Source organism: Photorhabdus aballayi (genome assembly GCF_026153155.1).
Lineage (GTDB): Bacteria > Pseudomonadota > Gammaproteobacteria > Enterobacterales > Enterobacteriaceae > Photorhabdus > Photorhabdus luminescens.
This window is the reverse complement of sequence record NZ_JAPFCD010000004.1, coordinates 124,020-143,999: the sequence shown is the minus strand read 5'-3', so window position 1 is coordinate 143,999 and position 19,980 is coordinate 124,020. Positions and strand designations below refer to the sequence as shown.

Below are 19,980 nucleotides of genomic sequence, written 5' to 3'. Positions count from 1 at the left end.
GATGGCTGACTGTCTATGGTAATTATTGAGCATTATTTTTAGCCCGCTCAGCACGCTTACGACGCATTTCTTTTGGATCAGCCAATAATGGGCGGTAAATTTCCACCCTATCACCTTCTTCCAAAATATCCGTCAACTTGACAGGGCGGCTATAAACTCCGATTTTATTCTTTTGCAGATCAATATCATTACGCAAAGTCAGCAAGCCTGATGCAACTATTGCCTGTTCAACAGTTGCGCCTTGAGCTAATTTCACCGTACGCAGATATTGGCGATCAGGCAATGCATAAACGACTTCAATATTGATATCAGACACGATAAACCTCGCGTGCACGCAGGGTAAAAGCTTGCACCATACTTCCAGCCAATTCCTTAAATATCTTACCGAAAGCCAGTTCAATCAGTTTATTAGTGAATTCAAAATCAAGGTGCAACTCAACTTTACAGGCACTTTCACTCAGTGGTATAAACTGCCAGCCTCCCATCAACTTACGAAACGGCCCGTCTACCAGTTGCATATTGATACTTTGATTATCGGCCAGAATATTCCGGGTAACAAAAGTCTTGCTTATACCCGCTTTTGAAACATCGACTGATGCGGTCATTTCATTACTGCTAACACTCAACACCCGACTACCGACACATCCCGGTAAAAAATCCGGGTAAGAACCGATATCATTGACCAATCTGTACATTTGTTCCACGCTGAATGGTACTAACGCAGAGCGACTAATCTGTGGCATATAATTTCCTGTAAGGCTTAATTGTAGTGAATAATATCACCTATACGTGATCAAAGAAAAATCTGTCAGCGTATAATGCAATAAACACTCATTAATCAGCAAATATGCGCGGGAAAAGATTTCTTTCACCAAAGCATTCAGTATAATGCATACACTATGACAAAGAAAAAAGCACACAAACCCGGTTCGGCAACCATTGCCATGAATAGACGAGCTCGTCACGAATACTTCATTGAAGAAGAATTTGAAGCGGGTCTCTCGTTACAAGGATGGGAAGTCAAATCACTGCGCGCTGGTAAAGCCAACATCAGCGACAGTTACGTTTTGCTCAAAGATGGCGACGCTTATCTTTTTGGCGCCACCATCACCCCGTTAAATGTAGCTTCTTCCCATGTCGTCTGTGATCCAATGCGTTCACGCAAACTCTTACTTAACCAGCGCGAACTTGACTCATTATATGGTCGAGTCAATCGTGAAGGTTATACCGTTGTTGCCTTATCTCTCTATTGGAAAAACGCCTGGTGCAAGGTCAAAATTGGCGTAGCAAAGGGTAAAAAGGCACACGACAAACGTTCGGACATTAAAGAACGTGAATGGAAATTAGACAAAGCACGTATTATGAAGAATGCTGGGCGATAAATTCTGGCATTATAGTTTAGTATTCTGATATACTTGTTTTTAAGACACTTGGGGCTGATTCTGGATTCGACGGGATTCGCGAAACCCAAGGTGCATGCCGAGGGGCGGTTGGCCTCGTAAAAAGCCGCAAAAAAATAGTCGCAAACGACGAAAAATACGCACTGGCAGCTTAATAACCTGCGCAGAGCCCTCTCTCCCTAGCCTCCGCTCTTAGGACGGGGATCAAGAGAGGTCAAACCCAAAAGAGATCGCGTGGATGCCTTGCCTGGGGTTGAAGCGTTAAACCTAATCAGGCTAGTTTGTTAGTGGCGTGTCTATCCGCAGCTGGCAAGCGAATGTAAAGATTAGACTAAGCATGTAGTACCAAGGATGTAGGAATTTCGGACGCGGGTTCAACTCCCGCCAGCTCCACCAAATTAGTAGGGACAGTGACAGGACAACAGCTTTAAAAACAGCGAGTTAGCAAAGTTGATTGGACACTGACCGGACGATGAAGGGACACAAAAGAATACGCAAAGGAGCCGCGGAGCTTTTGGAAAAACCAACCATAATTAGGTTGGTTTTTTTATGCCCGTAGCACAGCAACCAACTCCTCACAGTCAGGTGTTAATACTATACTCATTAAAAGGGCCAACACCTCTATCATAATGCGTAGTGCAAAATAAAATGCCTCATCAGATCTCTGCCTCATAGGGCATTATTTATAAATCCAGCACCTGATACCACCAGCTTTTGATGCACACATGTAACTCAACTTCATATAACAATCGCCTTAGTGATCGGTATTTCTGGTATGACATATCCTAATGTTCATGGAGTCTTGTTTGTCTCACTTAAGCGGTCATTTTATTTACCAATGTCACCCTATCGGCGAAATGGCTATACTATGATGTGCCGATAAACAGTTTATATTTGTGGAGTAATTTTGAAACGTATACCGCCAGAATTGTTTAAGTCTGAGATGAAACGAAAAGGCTGGACGCGCCGCGAACTGGCTATACGGTGGGGTAAATCAGAAACATGGATCAGCAAAATAGTGAATAATATAGAACGAGATCAACACTGGAATGATGCCCTCAATGGACTACCTGAAAACGAAAAGTCTAGGTAAACTATAGGTCACATTTTTATTGCAGAAAAGTGACCTATAGTTCATAATTCAACATTGAGAGACTATTTTCACTGACGCAGAGCTACCGGGCGGGCACCCGATAACCCTGCTTACCACAACTAACTATATGAGGTAGTTAATTATGGCTAAATGCGATAATAAAGCAATTCGCCGAATTTCCCAAGCTGAACGTTTGGGCAAAGTAGCTAAAAACGGCATTTCTTTAAAAAGAAAATGGTTACAGGAGGCGGGATTTACCTTCGGAATGCCACTAAAAATCCGGGTGATGCCGGACTGTATTGTTATTACCGCCCAGAACACCCAGGAACTCTGGCAATGCCTGGAAGGACTGAGTATTGAGCCATTTAACCCCAATGCTGCTATTGACTGGATTAAGTATTATCCTGGTGGGTTGATGCTTATCTAATAGACTAAAGCATAAATGGACTACACCTTTAAATGTTGGATGGTTATCCAACATTTTGAGGACGATTCAATCAGAGTAGTGCAGAAAAACCACATTTGATTAGACTTATCTAGCTATTGGGGGTCGGTTCAATTGGCCCTGATTCCATTATTCTAAGGGTTTTTCGGGCCAGTTAATATCTGACGCTGAATTAACATCAACGCGGTTCAATAATACTCTATATTTTTTTAACTCTGCTAACAGCGATTTTTCCTCATCACTCGACATCCCCAAATCTACAGCATCTTGTAACGGAGCGATCTGTTTACTTACAGTGAGCATAAGTTGCTGTTTCTTATGTTCTGATTGTTGCTGCTGTTCCCGTCTGAGCTTTATTTTATCACTTTCTGATATTATCCACTTTTCACTATCCCATTTGTGATAAACAGATGGCGCTTGTTTTGTAAGAATTGGATAACCGTCTTTATCACTGACGATAGCAAAACCGCGTGATTGACCGTCAAGTAATTCATTGTGTTTTTCTGCTGTTATTTCAACACACTCTTCATGAGCTTCATTATAAAAAACACATTCTTTTCTGGAAAAATAGACCATTTATACCCCCCAAAATAATATATGTACAACTTTGCCTGGATTCTCATCATTGTTGGGAGTGCCTGCTTGATATTCAAATGTCGATAGTGTTGCATTACGTACTAATGTGTGGCCAGTTGATGTATTGATACTCGACATGCTTGCAATATAGCCAAAAAGCTTATTTTTAAAAGAAATTGGATAATTTACCTTTATCCATGATTGTTGAGCTGATGGGACTTTAACCCATTGAATAATTATCCCCGTATCTCCACATTGCCACCAGCCATTTTCGGATTTTATAGCTGTATTTTGTAATGCAAGAGTACCACTTTTCTCAGGCGTTAATATATTGTAACGCCGCTGATTTTTGGGATCGTCAGAATAGATATGCAACAATTTCCCTTCAGAACCGTTAATTCCCAATACATACCCATCTTTCGATTTGAAACGCAATTTAGGAAAAGGAGTTTTACTGTCAATCAGTAAACTACCAACAGTTGCGGTTTTATTGCTAGAAATACGCAAAAAAGTATTATCGCTCTCAGATTTAGCATAACTTCCCACATCTTCAGCATTCAAACTAATATCCCCAGCCAACAGCTTCCCGTTAATTTTCCGACTACTCGGCACGGCACTTTTCGCCAATTCTACCGTTTCCGATAAACCGATATTTTTTACAAATTCAGTTTTATTGAAGATGTCAGCGCCATTTTGATTTTTAGCGAGTTTACTATTTGCATTATCATTTACATCGGAAGCAAGTTTCTGAGTTGCTGCAAGTATATTACTGTTACCGGTTTTATCTGTGAGCTGAATAATTCCTTTTTGGGCTAATGTGGCATCGGGAATAAAATCTTGAGTTGCAAGCTCTCCCAGTCCTAAATTATTACGCGCTGTCGCTTTGTTATTAACATCAGATAAGTTATTGGCTTTCTGTAGAAATAACCCGTTAGGATCTGCTAATAGATTTTTCCAACCGGAAGCTGATGTGCTATCCGGATCTGTATTGTTATCTTCTACCCCATTCCACCAAATTTTACTTCCATCATAACTGGCAACAATAGCCCCTTTAGGATAACCATCAATGGCAGCGCTAAAATCAGCATCATACGAATACAGGCCACCAGACATTGAATAACGTATTGCGGCAGTAATATCATTCAATATCCCGTTCATATCTTTGCCAGATGGGGGAATTCCACCAGCAGATATTGCTGTCATCGTTAACGGGGGAAAACCGCTCTGATATGTAGCTATGCCTTTCGCCAAACTGTTTTCAGTAGACTTTGTTGCAATTTCGTTATAACTCCCATCTTTTGCGAACGGAACAGTAATAAGAGTAGGTTTTTCAGTTAATTTCATTTTTCGGTATTCTTTCGACAATAGAGACGCTGACACCGGCTGGATACGGTAGTGCTCCCGATGTTTGAACAATTGCTAATTCTGCTGTTGATAGCTGAAATTCAAATACATAACTCATCTTCATATCTCCACCATCAGTGATATATGCACGTCCGCTATCGCTAAACATATAAACAAGCATTCTGTTGATGTTTGGTATAGTGCAATCAGATATATTTGACATGGCTTTCATCATAATCAGCTTTCGATACATCTGATCTGATAGTTCAATAGTTTTTGTTTTTGATTCCCCGGCGTAAAATGGCGCCTGGTCAAATGGATTTGGATCTGTTGTTGTCGGGACGCCCAGCAAAGCTTCACCAAAGCCCAAATATTTTGCATTTTCATTAACAGTCAGCCGCCTGCTAACATTCACTATTTTTCCCCACACATCCAGCCCATACGTGTTTGCCGTGTCAATATTCCAAATCAGGTCGTAAAATGTATTAATAAATTCAGTAGAGGAAACAGCGGCATTGAAACTTCGAATAAGTGAGTTGAGTTTTGGGCTAGCGGCATACTGAGCAAGAATAGTTGCTTCCACATTTTCCATTTATGAACCTACTAATTTCACGAATATATTATCTGTGTCAAGCGTTGGGATTTCATCAATACCAAAACTAATTGATGTTGAATAAGCAGTACCGTCACGGCTAAGTGTAATACTGTAAATATCAACACTTGATGTATCTATGTTATAAACGCCTGAATAATATCTACCAGCAAATAATGTAGATGCTATTCTTGCTCGCGTTCCACCATCTTCACCGTTAAATGCTTGCGCTATAGCTGATTTAACTTGCGTTTCAATATCAGCAGGAAGGTAATCGCTATCAGCAAGTGAGACGTCAACATAAACACGAATGGGCGTCGGTATCACATATTTAATTTCATATTCAGGGTAAGGCTGAACATAGTTTTCATCATCCACAATGGTGTGAGTTGTATTCCCGTTCGTAGGAATACCTGGAGGCTTTTTCTTCCATATTGCTCTAGCGACATCCTCAGTCTTTCCCCCATACACAGCAATATAAAGAGAGTTTGGCGCTATTTTGTATTTTGATACCCCGACTGTTTTTACTACCGAAGTATCATTTGAAATAACGTATGAATCTGCTACCCCATTTACTGCTAATATTGCCGCATAAATGGCATGTAATGAGTTTGTCGCATTTTTAGCAACAGATTGTTTACGACGATACTCAAAATTAGCACGAGTTTCCTCATCTGTGCCAGGTACGCCAGCACTCGCATTACTGATACCAGACCAGCCTGGTACCGAGCTATAAATCGTGTTCAAATCATCAATTTGGCATGCTAACGGCCCTGTTGTTGAGTTTTGGAAAACAACATCAACAGAGCCGCTGTCAGGGATCTTAGCCTCTGTTATTGAATGATAAAGATACCCTTTTTTATCTTGAGCAATACTACCAATTGGAATAACTGTATTAACGAACCCAGTGCATGTTGCTGTTACCGTTGTTCCCGATGCTGGAATTCGGTCTAAAAAATAAATCCGCCCAATGGCATCTTGGAAACGTCCGGTTGCATAATCCGGGTTAATTTGATTGACGATAGCAAGTAACTGATCGTTCTTGTCAGCAATGACAGCCGTATCACTCATTGCCATTTGACCCTGCGGTGTTGTTAAACTGGTACTCATTGCACCGCCCATTGCGGTAGCTAAATCATTTAGCCGCCCATTTAAAATATCAACTTCGTCGGGTACAGTTAAACCCGTCTTTGTAAATGTTATGCTAGGAACACTTGTTGTCAGTACTACAGAGTTAGTCATCAGAAATTTACCACCGCTGATTGATTATTCGTGTCCGTTATTGTCATCGTACCCACAATAGTTCTTTCGTCCCCGCTTATAACTTCACAAATGGCAGACTGAACATAAGGTAATTTCATTGCTTCTTGTTGCATTTTGCTGTTAATTAATTGAATTCCGGGCCAATGACCAAGAATGCGCTGATAATAAGGAAGACCTAATGTTGTGTCGTACCAACACTCTCCCAAATATGTACTACAGGCACAAGCGACATCCTGAGCCACAGCATAAGGGTTATCAGTAATAGAGACATTTCCAGAATCATCTAACGTTAAATCCCATGATTTGATATCAAGAAGAAATGAGCGAGTTTGCATTTTCGATCCTTATAGAAATAAAAAAACCGCAATTAGCGGCATAAACAGTTGCTTTTGTCCCAAATTGGGACTAACATGACTTTATGAAAATCATCTCAGTCAGTACATTAAAACAGTTCTGGGAAACGTATCCCGATGCTGAACAACAGTTAAAAGCATGGTTTGACGAGGCCAAGAAAGCAACCTGGAAAACCCCTGCTGAAATTAAAGCCCAGTACCGCAATGCGAGTATTCTAAAAAACAATCGCGTGGTATTTAACATTAAAGGGAATAGCTACCGCCTGATAGTTTCCATCTTTTACCCCGCTGGCTGGGTGTACGTAAAATTCATTGGCACACATAAGCAATACGATGCTATAGATGCCAATATCGTAGAACCGGAGTAAATCATGCATATTAAACCCATCCGCACCGAACAAGACTATCAAGCAGCATTGAAGGCTGTTTCGCCACTTTTTGATAACCAATCAGAAATCGGAACACCTGAATTTGATTACATGGAAGTAATGGTTTTGCTGATTGAAGCATATGAGACCGAGCATTTCCCGATTGACCCGCCAGATCCGATTGAAGCTATCAAATTCAGAATGGAACAATCTGGGTTAACAGCAAAAGACCTGGTACCCGCCATCGGTAAAGTCAATCGTGTATACGAAATACTTAATCGCAAACGTAGCCTTACGCTACCGATGGTATGGAATTTACATAAAATGTTCGGAATACCAGCGGAAAGCTTAATCAAACCCGCTAAACACGCTTAGCATGATGGCTCAGATTTGAGCCATCCTTGGCTTGGGGGTTTAAAAATCAATAAATTCTATATTTTTCCCGCTGCTTTTAACGTGTTGTAGCTAGGAAGATAACGCTTTGGATTAACGACACATAGCTGCTGAAAAGCGGATGAAGCCTCTTCTCCCTGAGACAACATTGCTTCATCACGGTTCTCATAGCAATACCGGATAACATTCATTACTTGTTTCTCGTTTAGCATCAATTTTATTCCTTGATTTACAGCATTTTCCTTTTGAGCTTTATATACCGGGCTTTCAGTCGAGTAACTTCCTGTGCGTAACAGGACCTCTTCTGCGGGAGTAGAAGGATCTATATAGTTCAGTCCTGCACTCGCGGCATACTACTGGAATATAGACTGGGACACACACATAGCGGAAATCTTTTCCTGCCGAGAAATGTCACTGTTTTCTGCCCCGGCGCTAAATACGCTGACAAAAAAAGCCCCGTGACAATAATATTTGATGTTAGATTTCTACACATATTTTTATTCCGGTTTGTTGGTTTTTGAACCTCCAGATTTTACACCGCCATGAACGTGCGATGAAAGTTTAATCCCATCTCCTGTAATTTCACCCCTCGCTGTTACGGTTCCACCGAATGTTGCATTTCCACCGTTACCGCCACCACCTTGAATAACCGCACCATTTAATATAATAGATGGTGAGTTTATTGTGATTGAATTTGATGAAGTAATTTCCGTTGTCGGTGCGACTACATTAATTTTATTCGGTGAGACAATATTTATCTGATTATCTACGAATTCAACATATTGTTGTGGTTCTGCGTTTAAAACTCCACCCAGGTAAATTGCGTCTGAATAATTGTGTGTTCTTTTTGAACCCGGCAATGCCAGTGCTTTTGTTGCTATGACGCTGCTAATGTCGCGATCACAAATAGCGATTAGTCCAATATCTCCCACAACCGGGTTCATAATGACAGCACTGTTACCACGCTGGAGGCGAAATACTGGAACATTATAGATTATTCCATTCTCGATTTTTCTCCCGGTTCCCGTCATATTATGCACCATCGGCTTGACATCTACGGTTTTCCTATTCGATTTAATGATAAGACCCAGAGTGATAAAAACATGCTGACTAAGAAATTGCCTCATAACAAAATCAAGGGTATTCGCCTCACTATAAAAATCAGCTGGCTTTGTTGTTAATTTTGGCATTGTTGTCACCCTCCTCTTTTACGGGAGTACCGTTAAATGATGTGTGCCACTGACCACCATCAAGCCAAGATGTAAGATAGTGCTCCGCCCCTGTTATCAGATAAGTGCCGCTAGCATTCGGTAAAGAGGTTTCTATTTGTATCTTACGACCTAAAATAATTTCATTACTGAAAAGAATAGTTGCTGTTATTCCTACGCCAGTAAATATGGGATAGCCAATCAACCCATATTTGGAAGACGTAAATAACAATTTTTCAACTTTCGGTTGACCATGCGGCCAAATAGTCACTTTATCAATCCCGAAGTCAGTATCTATATCTAACGCATTTGCGGCTTGCTGGATTTGATTAACAACATTTCCAGTAAAATTAGGATTTGAGATAACACCTTTGGCGCCATAATTTTCAACCGTTAGATCGGCTTTTTTAGCCATTGCAGTAATAATATCGACAATATCCACATCTCCCGATGCAGTGAGCGGTTCAACTTCCTTTGTTCTTAGGCCAAACATCACACTGGCTGTTATCGTCAGGGGCATCAGGTAACTGATTAAAATCTGCATAAGCATCACTGATAAAACCCTCGAATATGGCATTACCATCCGCCCATACACGCATTAAGTTGAATTTTGCACTACCAATCCAGATCCCGCGATAGCTCAACGTTGCCATTTGACTGGTTGTTAACCCCCAGATTTGTAATGTTATTTGTGTCCCTGATATGCCGCCCCACGCCGCTATGTTGACATAAGCGCGTGCATTTTCGATAGTCAGTATATTGTTACCGCTATCATCAAATGTCTTGCCGTCAACTAGCTGAAATTCAACTTTGATATTGCGTTGCTTGTACGTCATGGAGTCACCTCTCTTGGGAAAAGGTAATATAATTTGTAGCGCTGCCCTAACCCTTCCCAAAGGGGATCGGATGCAGTATTCCATTTCCTGCCGGAGTACGTCAGGGAAAAAGGCGTTATCGCAATAGTTAACTTTGCGGATAATCACGCCACCATCGGGCGGATCTTCCTGATGCCGGGTCATCAGTTTATATGTCGGGTCTTCCTCTTCGCGAGGATTAAAAGAAACCCAGACTTCGGATTTATTGGCGCGAACTGTCGGACCGAGGATATCCCAACTATCTTGTGATACCGTTTGAGCTTCCTCTACCCAACAGATCTTAATGCCATGCATCGACTTGATGCTTTGAATGTTGTTTCGAAGACCTTTAAACGTGAAACGAGTGCCATTCCGACCTTCTATCTCGTTGTTCTTGACTTTGTAGAAGTGGGACAGCCCAAGATCAATGATTTGAGCCTCAAGCAGGGCAAGGACGGAATCGTTAATAGAGTTTTGGAATTCGCGCGCGCAGAGAATAATCATTGGCTCTATTGCGCCCAACAATACCAGCGCACGGGCAATCTCTACCGATTTACCGCCACCCCGCCCGCCATACGTCCAACGCCAACGGACAGAACCTAATGCACGGTCATATAAAACCTCTGTCGCCCAGTCACTACTAAAGGCGTACAGAACACCATCAATTATGACCGGGCTATCTGTTTTCCCTCGCGGAGCTTCTCCATGTGAGAAGCCCACACATCAGCCGGGCAATTCGCAGGGGTCACAATGCAGACTTTTCCGTAACTCAGTCCAGCAAGATCGACATTGACCTCAGTCTTATTGCTGCTCATGTCGATACCTGTAAGCTGCGCAGCGTTCTTAATATTCAGCGCAACTTGCCCAAACTTTTTATCTGCTAACGCTTCCTTCCCTGCACGAAACGACAACTCAGCCAAGTGTCCAGCATTGAATGAAACAAGGAGCGCCGCTTCGTTTCTCAGTTCTCGAATGCGGGCTTTGATTTCCGGTCTACGTATCAATATGGATGATTGAGAATCAGCGCGAGAGGGAGAATAACCCGCACAGATTGCCGCTTCTTTCATCGGCATACCCGCAGCTATGTTCTGAGCAAACTGTTCGTATTGCGGCTTTAGAATCCCTGCGGTTCCCTGCGAACTTTCTGCGAACTTTTCAGACTCCAAGATATTACTGGTACTACTTGCTACCTGACTTTGCGCCTGGTTCACATCAGGTTCGCACTGCGTACTTTCAACAATAGTGCGAACCCATCCCTCAGTTTTCGCTCTCTTTCGAATCGCTGCATCACTAATACCGTGTTGTTTGGCAATCTCCCTGATTGAGAGAAGGCCAAAACGGTAATCACGCTCTATTCCCTCCCAGTCAGTATTTTTTGCCATCTCTTTACCTTAAAATAAAAAACCACCGTGAAAGGTGGTCAACATGCAATATTTACTCAATAACAAAGAATCATCACTCAGTTATTGCTTAATTCGGCTTTCCGTCTGATATTTACCATTCGAACATAAAAATCATGCATAGATTTATAGTTTTCTTCACGTTTATCAATAGCCTCAAAAGGCTTAAGCCACTCATCAACCTGAGATTTACACGTAATAAAAGCATCACTCACTAACTTCTCAGGCAGTATGTCTGCTGATAATTTAGGAAGAACATAATCATTTAGACATGTTGTCATAGGATCTGCGTATTGGGTTTCCGAGTACCCAATACAAGGTAAAATAAAAACAATCAGCAATCCGATAAGTTTTACACAATTGAATATTTTTAACATCACTTCCTCCTTACATGGGAGGATTATACATCAGTATTATCACTAGTACGCGATGGATACAAAACGCCACCACGAGATGTGATGGCATGGGGATATTCCTGTAGCTACTCAGGGAATGGACACAGAAATAAGAATTTATCGTTAGAAAATTATGTTAGTGAGGAAACATGAATAACATCACGATTATTAATTCATATCTTCATCTATATTAAGAATATACGATCCAGCTCTCTATGTGTTATCTAACGAAAGGTAATAGACTGTCTATTCTTTAACCTTATCAAAATTAGGAGATAAACAGTGCTTGAAACAATTTCATATATCCCTATCTTAAAGACCAAAAGAGCTGAATTTAATGCATTAAATCAACTCGACACTTTTACGAAATCAAAGATTATTCCTCTATTAGAAATTGAGCCAGTTCCCATAGACCCTGACACAGATATCCCAGATAAAACATATAATGAAATGTTAAATGGGTTTGAGAGAAAAATTCTTTCTGGGTGTGATGGTATTCCTATAGTATTTTTAGATGGGATTTTAATCGAAGAGCAATTTATTGCTTCAACAGACACATATCCAATTGAAAATGCGATAATCCAAGCAAGAAACGCTGGGTTTAGAGTGATTCCGGTAACATCTCCGACCAGATCAGTTGATTATAAACAATCTATCAGCACCCTTGTGCAGAGCGAAATTTGCTTCAGATTAACAACCACTGATTTAGTCAATCCTCAGCTAATTACTGATTATATCCATGAATTACAAATTACCCCTGAGCATATTGATGTAATTATCGATCTACGAGATATGCTATCAGAAAGTGATGTCAGCTCAGGGCATAGCAAAATACTTGCGTTGGGCTTGATTAATAACTTTAGCAACCTCCAGAGATTCCGTTCTATATCATTAGCATCAGGATCTTTCCCTATTGATTTGAGCGGCATATCATTAGGAACTTACTCTCAAACTCGCTTGGAATGGACATTGTGGCAAGCTCTTCACTCTAGCGGACAGTTATTAAGAAACGTCATTTATAGTGACTATGGTATACAGCACCCTGATTATTCTCGCCTTGCAACTCGATTCCCCAGTGTTACCGCCAGTGTTCGATATACTGCCGATAGTGATTTTTTAGTATTTAGAGGGCAAGTTGCGAATCGATATGGCTATGAACAGTATGGCGCTCATAGTAAAGCAATTGTGACCCACCCTGAATACTCAGGAAATTCATTCTCTACGGGTGATAAAGATATTGATAATTACGCGAGAGAATACACGCAATACCTTCAAGATCCTGAGGGAAATCACAAGTTTGGCAGTCCAGAAGTTTGGAGGAGAATTGGACAAAACCACCATATTACTAAGGTAGTCTCTCAGCTCTCCAATTTGTACGGGCTTTAAGCTTTTTCCTGACCAAATCACGAAGCTCATCTGTATCTACAGTTTCTGCTAATTTATTCCATAACACACGCCGTGGTTTGCTTTTTAGACCACGGTCTTTACCTAAATCAGAGAAAATTTCCAGCATTTCCTCTTTCCATAGCAACATAGAAAGGGATACTTTATCTATAGACGGATTAAGGCGATTGTGGCGCTCAGTATGTAAATGTATACCATTTCTTGTACCTTGCATTACTATCTTAACTCCCCACCAATCAGGAATAATCTCCATTGCTGGCTTAGAGTGAGTTTCAGAAACAACAAGAGTTACCTTATCCATAACCGATGAATAATATTGAATCTGTAATGGTAAACGGAGCAAGTTATCACTTTTACTTTTGATTTCATAACCATGCATAAGTCCATTAATCACCGTAATATCAGCACGGCTTGCTCCGAGACTCATTGTAAACTCGTCAATAATCAATGTATCTGGATCTTTGTGATGCTCCTTCAGTATCTTAGAATGAACAGCACGCCGCACGTCTATGTCTTTCATTATCTTGTCTTTCTTTCCAAGGTGTTAATGTAACCGTTTTTGAGGCCAGGAACTTTAAACGCTAACTAAATATATAGCACTATTTTTTTCTTCGTCCTCTGACGTAAAGCCGATTTTAAGAAAAAATTCCAATACCCAGTTAATGCACTGCCCCCTAACATACTCCAGCCACCCCAGTATCATTTGCTCTGAGGTGGCAATGTGTTCTATTCCTCAATTAGAAGGAGCTGCCTCTGGATGCGGTATCTTATCCTGCCAGTGTTCTTTTATCACTTCACTCATACGTTTCATCCAGTCCGCCAGTTTTAATTGCTGTCTCTTTCTCTGATTTCAGTTTAGGGACATTAGTAAACGCCATTTTTGCAATGTATTTACCGAATTCGCCTTTGCTGATGATAAGCGTTTGATCAAGGATCGTCTCTGAATTGTTGTGCTATACATAGTATTTACTGAGTCGTGTTTGCGTTTCCCTGTCTTTCTCGAAGTAAATCAGATCAACTTCTGTTTTCATTTTGTCACCTTGTAACATTCAGTTTTTATGTAATCCTGCAAATATCTTAATTTTGCTCGGTCATTGATGATGCCTTCTCGGATATCAAGAACAGTTGATCCAGTTTCTCCAGTGAGTTCGACTGTGGTTGTAGTGCCCACGCCGCCGGAGGTAGTGGCCTCACACACGGGACAGGTGGCCGCGATGCGCAACCGACGACGACCAGCGGCAACATCATCACGAAGGCCATCAATTTCAGATTTAGCATTAGCAAGTTCTCGTGTGTGTTTAATATCTAGTTCGTTCAACATTGTGATATGTGAGTTTTGATAATTAAGTGTGTCCGTAAGTTGTTGGATTTCTGATTGCCACTGTTTTGCAATATGCCGTTCTTTCTGTAACTCAGAGTGATAACAATACGCTGTCAATGAAATAAGGATCAACGCTAGTATCGTGTAGTAATGAAAGCTAAATTTCATAGCAACAACGCCCCAGAAACCAACCCCATCCATCTTTACCTATCAAAGTAAGAACAAAACCAAACAGAAACAATCTTCCGGCCAACGAATGTCTATTCATCCAACCCCCAGCAAGTTAATTCCGATTCCTGGGCGCGTCGCTCAACCTGACCATAACAGCCGCTTGCCTGCCCTTTGGTTTGTCGGCAATCTCGACCATCGTCAAATACCCAACGCTTTACCTCAGCACAAGCACCTTTCTTATCTCCGGCATTCAGCTTTCGATAGAACGTGGAAGAGAAGCATTTCGATGGGCCAATGTTATACGGGCAAAAGCTGGCAATACCTGCTATCTGAGGTTCAGTTAATGGCACCCGCACATTGCGTTTTACCCATGCGATGGCCTGCTTTGCTTCTTGTGCATTGAGGTCACGGCACTGATTCAGTATTAACCTCATCCCTTGACGAACGGGAGCTCCATCAATCCGAGTCACACCTCGGCAGATTGTCCAGACTCCACCCACATCCTGATACGTTGATAACCGGTTACCCTCTTTCTCGTCCAAAAACTGAGACAGTATCGCCATAGCACCTGCACCAGAGAGAGCCAGACCGATAACCGCAGCACTTAATTTACTGGTCTTTGTCATTGCGGCTAAACTCCCGATGCTTGTAGTACCAGTTGACCCCAAAGGTACCAACAGTGCAGATAATGCCAATAATGATGGCCCAGTCGTTCAGCGACAGAGCGCCAAGCATTGCTGTAAAAGCGCCCCAAGTATATGCAATGGGGCTGGTGTATTTGTCCATACGCATAATTCCATCCTACTGATGGGGTGATCATTTAGTTAATTTAATTGTTTGGGCTGATTTGCCCGGTATTGATTTAAAAGACTCAGTGAGAATCAGACTTCACTGTATTAAGAGAAGAACGTATACTTATAACAAATTTGCATTACCTGACATACACATTTTTATGAGCTTAATTTACATACGACTATATATTAATAAAATTGTTGTTCGCAACGTCAGTACTGGTAAAGAAGTCTCTGGTACCCCCGACACTCCCTTTACTACATCTCGTTTATTGCTAGGGCAAATGATACCTGCAATGTTTTTGCTTAAAAAACTAATAAAAAAAGTGAGGAAAAATACTTGGTATAACTTTTTTTTATCAAACCATCATGTGATTATTCAGCCGATGGAAATGAATGAAGGTGGACACAGTCAAGTTGAATTCAGAGCTTATATAGATCTCGCTAAGAGAATTACTTCAAGTCAAAACGTTAATCTCTGTTCACCGCGATTACTACCACTTTCTGACGATGAAATCCGCCAAATACTATCCAACAATTCATTATTTCGCCATAACAACTAATGAGAGAAACTCAAATAACCCCTCACCGCAGCGAGGTAGTTATTCATATCATCGCCCCAATTTCCTGCTTAGTTTGATTAAAGTATTCTTCTTCTAATTCTACACCCAAGACACGACGATTCAGCTTTAGTGCTGCTTTTAGTGTTGCACCCGATCCCATAAAGAAATCTGCCACTAGATCTCCTTCCCGGCTGCTAGACTGGATAATATGTGCCATCAAATCGGCTGGCTTTTCACAAGGGTGTTTGCCAGGGTAATACTGAACAGAGGGAAACATCCATACATCGGTATAGGGAACATCAACAGTTACAGAAAACGGGCGACGCAGCAGCCCATATTCCCGACTCAATTCTTCATACTGGCGTGATAAAGTAAGATGAGATTCTACTAACTCATGATACAACCTGTTTAATTCTCCGTTCTGGTGTTTTTCTTTGGCTATTCGGGCAAACAGTACCTCCAGTTTTTGGTAGTCTACTTCATTGGGTAATTGCCATTGACTATCGCTGAACCAGTGGCTGGCCATCTGCTTTCCCGTTGCCTTATGAATTTCTTTTGCTGTGACACCTAACGCCTTCCGTGCGTTGCGAAAGTAGTCCACAAGCGGTTTAAAGACATATTGCTTAAGTTCGCGGCACTGATGGAAATACCCATCACCTTTGGGTTGATAAGGCCCCTGATAATGTTCAGCAAATATGATCCGTTCAGTAGCAGGGAAATAAGCCCTTAAACTTTCTTTATTCTGTCTGCGCCACGGACCAGAAGGTTTTGCCCAGATAATGTGGTTAAGCACATTGAACCGTTCACGAACAAGGATTTCCGTATCAGACGCCAGACGCGAACCACAAAACATATACAAACTGCCGTTGGGTTTCAGCACACGCCAGAATTCAGTCAGTACTTCATCCAGCCATGCAAGATAAACCGTTACATCCTCCCATTGTCTGTCCCAACCACACTCTTTTACCCGAAAATAGGGCGGATCAGTGGCAATTAAGTCTATGCAGTTGTCTGGTAACATTTTGATAAATCGTAGAGAGTCGTCATTAATTAATGTGATATCACTTAAATTCACAATATTTTCCATAAATCGATACTGGCTTACTCTCTGGTTAGCACAGAACAGGCGAATGGCTGGTGTTGTCAACTCCACCAGCCGTCCATTTCACCGCTTAAGAAGTTACCCCATCAGGGGCAACGCTTGAAAAAGGTGTCGTTGTCCCGGCTTTCCATCAATCCAGCCAGACAAAATTGAGTTAAAAGTAATTGGCAACGCGGCGTTGATAGCCCCGTCAGAGTTGAAACATCAGGAATAGAAACCCAGTCATACATCGGTACGGTTTCTAAAACACATGAGGCTATTGTTGTCATATCTTCATGTTTTAGCATGATAATTTAAACCTTTGGTCAGTTAATGTGCATAGACACACATGTAACTCTGACCGATGACAACAGCAAGTTTTATCTGGATTTCAGGCAATAAAAAACCCCGCACTGGGCGAGGCTATCAGTCACGAATGCTACTATCGCAACATATACTAAAATGGTGGCTCATAAGTTCAAAGATGTCAACACGTTCGTGACAAAAGTTTTGATTTTCTTTCCTGTTCCCGTCTTATAAAGGCATCTTGCAATGGTTGATAAATCAAATATTCCGTTGTTCTTAATATTTCCTCAACCTCACGCCGACAAGTTGACATTGATGGCTTTCGCTTACGCAACATACCATTTCTGCGGATCATAATTCTTGGCTGAACCGTTGCATGATAATGCCTAGCAATTGCTCTATCAGATACACAATAAACATATCGACTAAGCAACATCCCAAATGCAACCCGATCAATATGGTAAATATGGTCTACTACCCTAGCGATTAACATACCATCATCATCATTACATATCGGACGTTCTGGATAACCTCTCGCTCTACTGTCGCCATAAACTCAGCAATCATACTGCTCTGACGTTTATCAAACCTGCCAGAGTAAACCCACGCGCCAAACTTAGATAACCAATCCTGCAACCAGATTTCTTGTGATTGGCTCAACTGTAGCCCATCCGTTGGAAACATCACACCCGACATAGCCGTACCTCTTCAACTTCCTTTTTCACTTTTGGTCATCAGTCTCGCTCTGCATTAAATAAAATCGAACAGCTGAGAGGCGACATTCTCAGCAGCTTCTCTAGTCGGGAAATTGCAATACAATATAAAGTTCCAAAGCACGTTTAATGTGGCTTTATAAAGCTCCTGAAATTCCAGCTCTTCCATTTTAGCAAAGCTGATTGAACGAGGTTCACGATATAGACTTCCGTTAGGCATCTCGTAAGTGTCATAGTGCCCTGACTCCACTGTTGCCCAGCGCCGAAAGGTATCAAAGGATTTAGTGGCAGTAATGTTCTGGGCTCGGTTTTTGGATATGCCAGCAAGATATTCATCCGCAGCGGATTGTAAGACATCTTCACTGCCCGCGAAGTGTGCAAGAAATTGTACGTAGCCACGCACAAGCGCTTTCTCTTTCGGGGAAATAGTGCCTCCAGTAGGTTGCCAGTATTCATAGCCAAGATTCAGAAGGGCAAAATATTTACGATGGAAACGCGGGTTACGTGCTTTCTTAAAATCCGCATAAAGCACATCGCCACACTTCACTTTGAAGTGCAGGTATTCCCTGGCTATGGGAGTCGCCGGTCTCAGGGTGTCATTCGAGATTTTGATAAAACTATGCTGCGTCATCACTTATCCTCAAAGTTATGACACAGCAGCTTTTGTTTAGGTTATCGGATGTTCAGGCCGATACGAATAGAATAACAGGTGTTAGTATTAATTCCCAATTTTACTTTTTATTAAATAAGTTAACGACGTTTGTATCTTGTTGTGTCGTAGATATATTAATACTACTCTTCAATTGTATTCTGGATTGAAAATCAAGTACCTGTGATTCTGACAAAAATCCCTTAGGAACTGAACATAAATCCTCTAAATCTCCTTTTGGGAAACCAAATTCCTCAAGAAGTGTTTTTTTACTAAAAGTTCCAGAATCTAATAATAGGTTCAAGCACCTAGGTAACAAACGAACCGACTCTGGTTTTCTAAGATCATCAAGCGGCTCTCCTTTTCGCCAACCTCTAGCAGAAATATTTTTATATAACCTCTGATATTCCAGAGAAGATATTAACTCTAAATTTCTCGCTCTAAGGATCATAGATTGTGCCGACATCCCCCAGCGATTTTTTAAAGATATGAAATTCTGTAATGTAGGATATGGCGGAAGCTCTACAGAAAATGACTCTTCCGGCAACATGAAACTCGACGCAAACTTATGTGCTTGCTCTTCTATTGGATTAAAATTAATAGTATCAAATTTATTTATATATCGATGTAAGACTATATGACCTAATTCATGAGCAGCATCAAATCGACTACGATAATAGTTATCTTTGTCACTAGCTAAAACCACATACGGTCTATTATCTAAATCATTCCATTGAGAATAGCCATCCATTACAGAACTACCTTGTTCAAATCTGGAACAGACTATCCCCGCATTCTCCATTACAAGCAATAGATCATCTATCGGTGCAATACCTAATCCCCAAGCTTTCCTACACTCAAAAGCCATTCTTTCAATCAACTGATCATCTATCGCTCTGTAATCCTTTACGCTAAGATGAGGAATGTTAACTTCTGGATAATCAAGATATTCTTGCATCTTACATGATAACTCTTGAAACCATCCCATGTATCGCTCTGAAGCAATACATAAGTCTTTTGCCGTGGTTGAAAGTGTTCGGAAGAATACTGGTTTTTTTTCGTACTTAACAATAGGCTTTGTGAACCAACTTACCGGGCAATTAAGAATCTGACTTAAGCTATGCAATACTTCTGCATCGGGGGAATGATTACCGTTTTCCCATTTGGTAATAGTTGATGGCGAACGATCCACTAACCTACCAAGGTTAATTTTCGATAATCCCCTCGCTTCTCTTATCTGTGTCAACCTTTCAGATTGGAAACCAGAAATTCCCACTCTCATAATGTCTCACCTATT

28 protein-coding genes, 1 other RNA gene and 1 pseudogene are annotated in these 19,980 nt (G+C 41.2%); 8 read left to right on the top strand and 22 right to left on the bottom strand.

Annotation, left to right across the window (positions count from 1 at the left end; all coding sequences use genetic code 11):
• Nucleotides 1–22: 22 nt before the first annotated feature.
• Nucleotides 23–316 (bottom strand): RnfH family protein, encoded by a 294-nt coding sequence (locus OO184_RS03790; protein ID WP_049582208.1) that lies wholly within the window; start codon nt 314–316, stop codon nt 23–25.
• Nucleotides 309–743: a type II toxin-antitoxin system RatA family toxin gene (locus OO184_RS03785; protein WP_049582209.1), complete on the bottom strand. Its 435-nt coding sequence runs from the start codon at nt 741–743 to the stop codon at nt 309–311. The genes OO184_RS03790 and OO184_RS03785 overlap by 8 nt, the downstream gene beginning before the upstream one ends.
• A 156-nt stretch (nt 744–899) precedes the next feature.
• On the opposite strand from OO184_RS03785, the gene smpB reads away from it, so the two are divergent.
• The 4 genes from smpB to OO184_RS03765 all read left to right on the top strand — a co-directional run bounded on the left by smpB (nt 900) and on the right by OO184_RS03765 (nt 2,920).
• The gene (gene smpB, locus OO184_RS03780) at nt 900–1,382 is read left to right on the top strand and encodes an SsrA-binding protein SmpB (RefSeq protein ID WP_015833415.1); all 483 of its coding nucleotides are present in this window, start codon (nt 900–902) and stop codon (nt 1,380–1,382) included.
• A gap of 50 nt (nt 1,383–1,432) precedes the next feature.
• Nucleotides 1,433–1,796: a transfer-messenger RNA gene (gene ssrA / locus OO184_RS03775) on the top strand.
• Nucleotides 1,797–2,307: 511 nt separating this feature from the next.
• A complete protein-coding gene (locus OO184_RS03770) occupies nt 2,308–2,493 on the top strand; it encodes a helix-turn-helix transcriptional regulator (protein WP_049582210.1) in 186 nt (61 codons plus the stop codon).
• A 142-nt stretch (nt 2,494–2,635) separates the two neighbouring features.
• Nucleotides 2,636–2,920 carry a SymE family type I addiction module toxin gene (locus OO184_RS03765; RefSeq protein ID WP_265378035.1) on the top strand — a complete coding sequence of 95 codons (285 nt, stop codon included), beginning with the start codon at nt 2,636–2,638 and terminating at the stop codon, nt 2,918–2,920.
• A 147-nt stretch (nt 2,921–3,067) separates the two neighbouring features.
• On the opposite strand, the gene OO184_RS03760 is transcribed toward OO184_RS03765, so the two are convergent.
• The 5 genes from OO184_RS03760 to OO184_RS03740 are packed head-to-tail and all read right to left on the bottom strand — an operon-like array spanning nt 3,068 to nt 7,048.
• Nucleotides 3,068–3,514 carry a tail fiber assembly protein gene (locus OO184_RS03760; RefSeq protein WP_225816658.1) on the bottom strand — a complete coding sequence of 149 codons (447 nt, stop codon included), beginning with the start codon at nt 3,512–3,514 and terminating at the stop codon, nt 3,068–3,070.
• On the bottom strand, nt 3,515–4,858 hold the full coding sequence (locus tag OO184_RS03755; protein ID WP_265378034.1) for a phage tail protein: 1,344 nt from the start codon (nt 4,856–4,858) through the stop codon (nt 3,515–3,517).
• Entirely contained in the window at nt 4,845–5,450 is a 606-nt protein-coding gene (locus tag OO184_RS03750; RefSeq protein WP_265378033.1) for a DUF2612 domain-containing protein, read from the bottom strand. The genes OO184_RS03755 and OO184_RS03750 overlap by 14 nt, the downstream gene beginning before the upstream one ends.
• Nucleotides 5,451–6,692, bottom strand: a complete 1,242-nt coding sequence (locus OO184_RS03745) for a baseplate J/gp47 family protein (RefSeq protein WP_265378032.1) — start codon at nt 6,690–6,692, stop codon at nt 5,451–5,453.
• Nucleotides 6,692–7,048: a contractile injection system sheath initiator gene (locus OO184_RS03740; protein WP_265378031.1), complete on the bottom strand. Its 357-nt coding sequence runs from the start codon at nt 7,046–7,048 to the stop codon at nt 6,692–6,694. Before OO184_RS03740 ends, OO184_RS03745 begins: the two co-directional genes overlap by 1 nt.
• Nucleotides 7,049–7,131: 83 nt before the next feature.
• Here OO184_RS03740 and OO184_RS03735 point away from each other — a divergent pair, with 83 nt between their 5' ends.
• Together OO184_RS03735 and OO184_RS03730 are read left to right on the top strand one after the other, a co-directional pair.
• Nucleotides 7,132–7,434 carry a type II toxin-antitoxin system HigB family toxin gene (locus OO184_RS03735; protein ID WP_265378030.1) on the top strand — a complete coding sequence of 101 codons (303 nt, stop codon included), beginning with the start codon at nt 7,132–7,134 and terminating at the stop codon, nt 7,432–7,434.
• A gap of 3 nt (nt 7,435–7,437) precedes the next feature.
• Entirely contained in the window at nt 7,438–7,809 is a 372-nt protein-coding gene (locus OO184_RS03730) for a helix-turn-helix domain-containing protein (protein WP_225816663.1), read from the top strand.
• A gap of 56 nt (nt 7,810–7,865) precedes the next feature.
• Here OO184_RS03730 and OO184_RS03725 read toward each other — a convergent pair whose 3' ends face one another.
• From OO184_RS03725 to OO184_RS03700, 6 genes are all read right to left on the bottom strand, one after another.
• Entirely contained in the window at nt 7,866–8,039 is a 174-nt protein-coding gene (locus tag OO184_RS03725) for a hypothetical protein (RefSeq protein WP_265378029.1), read from the bottom strand.
• Between the two features lie 285 nt (nt 8,040–8,324).
• Complete coding sequence (locus OO184_RS03720) at nt 8,325–9,017, bottom strand: Gp138 family membrane-puncturing spike protein (RefSeq protein ID WP_265378028.1); 693 nt, start codon at nt 9,015–9,017, stop codon at nt 8,325–8,327.
• The gene (locus OO184_RS03715; RefSeq protein ID WP_265378027.1) at nt 8,989–9,579 is read right to left on the bottom strand and encodes a baseplate hub protein; all 591 of its coding nucleotides are present in this window, start codon (nt 9,577–9,579) and stop codon (nt 8,989–8,991) included. The genes OO184_RS03720 and OO184_RS03715 overlap by 29 nt, the downstream gene beginning before the upstream one ends.
• Nucleotides 9,500–10,543 (bottom strand): PBSX family phage terminase large subunit, encoded by a 1,044-nt coding sequence (locus tag OO184_RS03710; protein ID WP_283256214.1) that lies wholly within the window; start codon nt 10,541–10,543, stop codon nt 9,500–9,502. Before OO184_RS03710 ends, OO184_RS03715 begins: the two co-directional genes overlap by 80 nt.
• 11 nt (nt 10,544–10,554) lie before the next feature.
• A complete protein-coding gene (locus OO184_RS03705) occupies nt 10,555–11,271 on the bottom strand; it encodes a terminase small subunit (protein ID WP_265378025.1) in 717 nt (238 codons plus the stop codon).
• A 77-nt stretch (nt 11,272–11,348) separates the two neighbouring features.
• Nucleotides 11,349–11,666, bottom strand: a complete 318-nt coding sequence (locus tag OO184_RS03700) for a hypothetical protein (RefSeq protein ID WP_265378024.1) — start codon at nt 11,664–11,666, stop codon at nt 11,349–11,351.
• A gap of 300 nt (nt 11,667–11,966) precedes the next feature.
• Here OO184_RS03700 and OO184_RS03695 point away from each other — a divergent pair, with 300 nt between their 5' ends.
• Entirely contained in the window at nt 11,967–13,070 is a 1,104-nt protein-coding gene (locus tag OO184_RS03695) for a beta family protein (protein ID WP_049582235.1), read from the top strand.
• Here OO184_RS03695 and OO184_RS03690 read toward each other — a convergent pair.
• From OO184_RS03690 to OO184_RS03675, 4 genes are all read right to left on the bottom strand, one after another.
• Nucleotides 13,030–13,608: a sce7726 family protein gene (locus OO184_RS03690; protein WP_265378023.1), complete on the bottom strand. Its 579-nt coding sequence runs from the start codon at nt 13,606–13,608 to the stop codon at nt 13,030–13,032. The two genes, OO184_RS03695 and OO184_RS03690, sit on opposite strands and share 41 nt — an antisense overlap.
• 507 nt (nt 13,609–14,115) lie before the next feature.
• Nucleotides 14,116–14,577: a lysis protein gene (locus OO184_RS03685; RefSeq protein ID WP_265378022.1), complete on the bottom strand. Its 462-nt coding sequence runs from the start codon at nt 14,575–14,577 to the stop codon at nt 14,116–14,118.
• Between the two features lie 92 nt (nt 14,578–14,669).
• Nucleotides 14,670–15,206 (bottom strand): lysozyme, encoded by a 537-nt coding sequence (locus OO184_RS03680; protein WP_265378021.1) that lies wholly within the window; start codon nt 15,204–15,206, stop codon nt 14,670–14,672.
• Nucleotides 15,190–15,372 carry a phage holin family protein gene (locus OO184_RS03675; RefSeq protein ID WP_049582239.1) on the bottom strand — a complete coding sequence of 61 codons (183 nt, stop codon included), beginning with the start codon at nt 15,370–15,372 and terminating at the stop codon, nt 15,190–15,192. Before OO184_RS03675 ends, OO184_RS03680 begins: the two co-directional genes overlap by 17 nt.
• A 160-nt stretch (nt 15,373–15,532) precedes the next feature.
• On the opposite strand from OO184_RS03675, the gene OO184_RS03670 reads away from it, so the two are divergent.
• Complete coding sequence (locus OO184_RS03670; RefSeq protein WP_265378088.1) at nt 15,533–15,934, top strand: YjaA family stress response protein; 402 nt, start codon at nt 15,533–15,535, stop codon at nt 15,932–15,934.
• 43 nt (nt 15,935–15,977) lie between these two features.
• Here the strand turns inward: OO184_RS03670 and OO184_RS03665 are convergent, their stop codons facing one another.
• The 5 genes and pseudogenes from OO184_RS03665 to OO184_RS03645 form a co-directional block, all read right to left on the bottom strand.
• Nucleotides 15,978–17,021: a DNA-methyltransferase gene (locus OO184_RS03665; RefSeq protein WP_265378087.1), complete on the bottom strand. Its 1,044-nt coding sequence runs from the start codon at nt 17,019–17,021 to the stop codon at nt 15,978–15,980.
• A 101-nt stretch (nt 17,022–17,122) separates the two neighbouring features.
• Entirely contained in the window at nt 17,123–17,323 is a 201-nt protein-coding gene (locus OO184_RS03660; RefSeq protein WP_074524840.1) for a hypothetical protein, read from the bottom strand.
• A 179-nt stretch (nt 17,324–17,502) separates the two neighbouring features.
• Nucleotides 17,503–18,005, bottom strand: a pseudogene (locus OO184_RS03655) (antiterminator Q family protein).
• 66 nt (nt 18,006–18,071) lie between these two features.
• Nucleotides 18,072–18,665, bottom strand: a complete 594-nt coding sequence (locus OO184_RS03650) for a DUF1367 family protein (RefSeq protein WP_265378020.1) — start codon at nt 18,663–18,665, stop codon at nt 18,072–18,074.
• Nucleotides 18,666–18,765: 100 nt separating this feature from the next.
• Complete coding sequence (locus OO184_RS03645; protein WP_265378019.1) at nt 18,766–19,965, bottom strand: helix-turn-helix domain-containing protein; 1,200 nt, start codon at nt 19,963–19,965, stop codon at nt 18,766–18,768.
• Between the last annotated feature and the right edge of the window lie 15 nt (nt 19,966–19,980).

What these genes read in the sequence shown, in the direction of transcription:
- OO184_RS03785 (WP_049582209.1), bottom strand. Translation starts at nt 743, where the DNA reads ATGCCACAGATTAGTCGCTCTGCGTTAGTACCATTCAGCGTGGAACAA.
- smpB (WP_015833415.1), top strand. Translation starts at nt 900, where the DNA reads ATGACAAAGAAAAAAGCACACAAACCCGGTTCGGCAACCATTGCCATG.
- OO184_RS03765 (WP_265378035.1), top strand. Translation starts at nt 2,636, where the DNA reads ATGGCTAAATGCGATAATAAAGCAATTCGCCGAATTTCCCAAGCTGAA.
- OO184_RS03760 (WP_225816658.1), bottom strand. Translation starts at nt 3,514, where the DNA reads ATGGTCTATTTTTCCAGAAAAGAATGTGTTTTTTATAATGAAGCTCAT.
- OO184_RS03755 (WP_265378034.1), bottom strand. Translation starts at nt 4,858, where the DNA reads ATGAAATTAACTGAAAAACCTACTCTTATTACTGTTCCGTTCGCAAAA.
- OO184_RS03750 (WP_265378033.1), bottom strand. Translation starts at nt 5,450, where the DNA reads ATGGAAAATGTGGAAGCAACTATTCTTGCTCAGTATGCCGCTAGCCCA.
- OO184_RS03745 (WP_265378032.1), bottom strand. Translation starts at nt 6,692, where the DNA reads ATGACTAACTCTGTAGTACTGACAACAAGTGTTCCTAGCATAACATTT.
- OO184_RS03740 (WP_265378031.1), bottom strand. Translation starts at nt 7,048, where the DNA reads ATGCAAACTCGCTCATTTCTTCTTGATATCAAATCATGGGATTTAACG.
- OO184_RS03735 (WP_265378030.1), top strand. Translation starts at nt 7,132, where the DNA reads ATGAAAATCATCTCAGTCAGTACATTAAAACAGTTCTGGGAAACGTAT.
- OO184_RS03730 (WP_225816663.1), top strand. Translation starts at nt 7,438, where the DNA reads ATGCATATTAAACCCATCCGCACCGAACAAGACTATCAAGCAGCATTG.
- OO184_RS03725 (WP_265378029.1), bottom strand. Translation starts at nt 8,039, where the DNA reads ATGCTAAACGAGAAACAAGTAATGAATGTTATCCGGTATTGCTATGAG.
- OO184_RS03720 (WP_265378028.1), bottom strand. Translation starts at nt 9,017, where the DNA reads ATGCCAAAATTAACAACAAAGCCAGCTGATTTTTATAGTGAGGCGAAT.
- OO184_RS03715 (WP_265378027.1), bottom strand. Translation starts at nt 9,579, where the DNA reads ATGCAGATTTTAATCAGTTACCTGATGCCCCTGACGATAACAGCCAGT.
- OO184_RS03705 (WP_265378025.1), bottom strand. Translation starts at nt 11,271, where the DNA reads ATGGCAAAAAATACTGACTGGGAGGGAATAGAGCGTGATTACCGTTTT.
- OO184_RS03700 (WP_265378024.1), bottom strand. Translation starts at nt 11,666, where the DNA reads ATGTTAAAAATATTCAATTGTGTAAAACTTATCGGATTGCTGATTGTT.
- OO184_RS03690 (WP_265378023.1), bottom strand. Translation starts at nt 13,608, where the DNA reads ATGAAAGACATAGACGTGCGGCGTGCTGTTCATTCTAAGATACTGAAG.
- OO184_RS03685 (WP_265378022.1), bottom strand. Translation starts at nt 14,577, where the DNA reads ATGAAATTTAGCTTTCATTACTACACGATACTAGCGTTGATCCTTATT.
- OO184_RS03680 (WP_265378021.1), bottom strand. Translation starts at nt 15,206, where the DNA reads ATGACAAAGACCAGTAAATTAAGTGCTGCGGTTATCGGTCTGGCTCTC.
- OO184_RS03675 (WP_049582239.1), bottom strand. Translation starts at nt 15,372, where the DNA reads ATGCGTATGGACAAATACACCAGCCCCATTGCATATACTTGGGGCGCT.
- OO184_RS03670 (WP_265378088.1), top strand. Translation starts at nt 15,533, where the DNA reads ATGAGCTTAATTTACATACGACTATATATTAATAAAATTGTTGTTCGC.
- OO184_RS03665 (WP_265378087.1), bottom strand. Translation starts at nt 17,021, where the DNA reads ATGGAAAATATTGTGAATTTAAGTGATATCACATTAATTAATGACGAC.
- OO184_RS03660 (WP_074524840.1), bottom strand. Translation starts at nt 17,323, where the DNA reads ATGCTAAAACATGAAGATATGACAACAATAGCCTCATGTGTTTTAGAA.
- OO184_RS03650 (WP_265378020.1), bottom strand. Translation starts at nt 18,665, where the DNA reads ATGACGCAGCATAGTTTTATCAAAATCTCGAATGACACCCTGAGACCG.
- OO184_RS03645 (WP_265378019.1), bottom strand. Translation starts at nt 19,965, where the DNA reads ATGAGAGTGGGAATTTCTGGTTTCCAATCTGAAAGGTTGACACAGATA.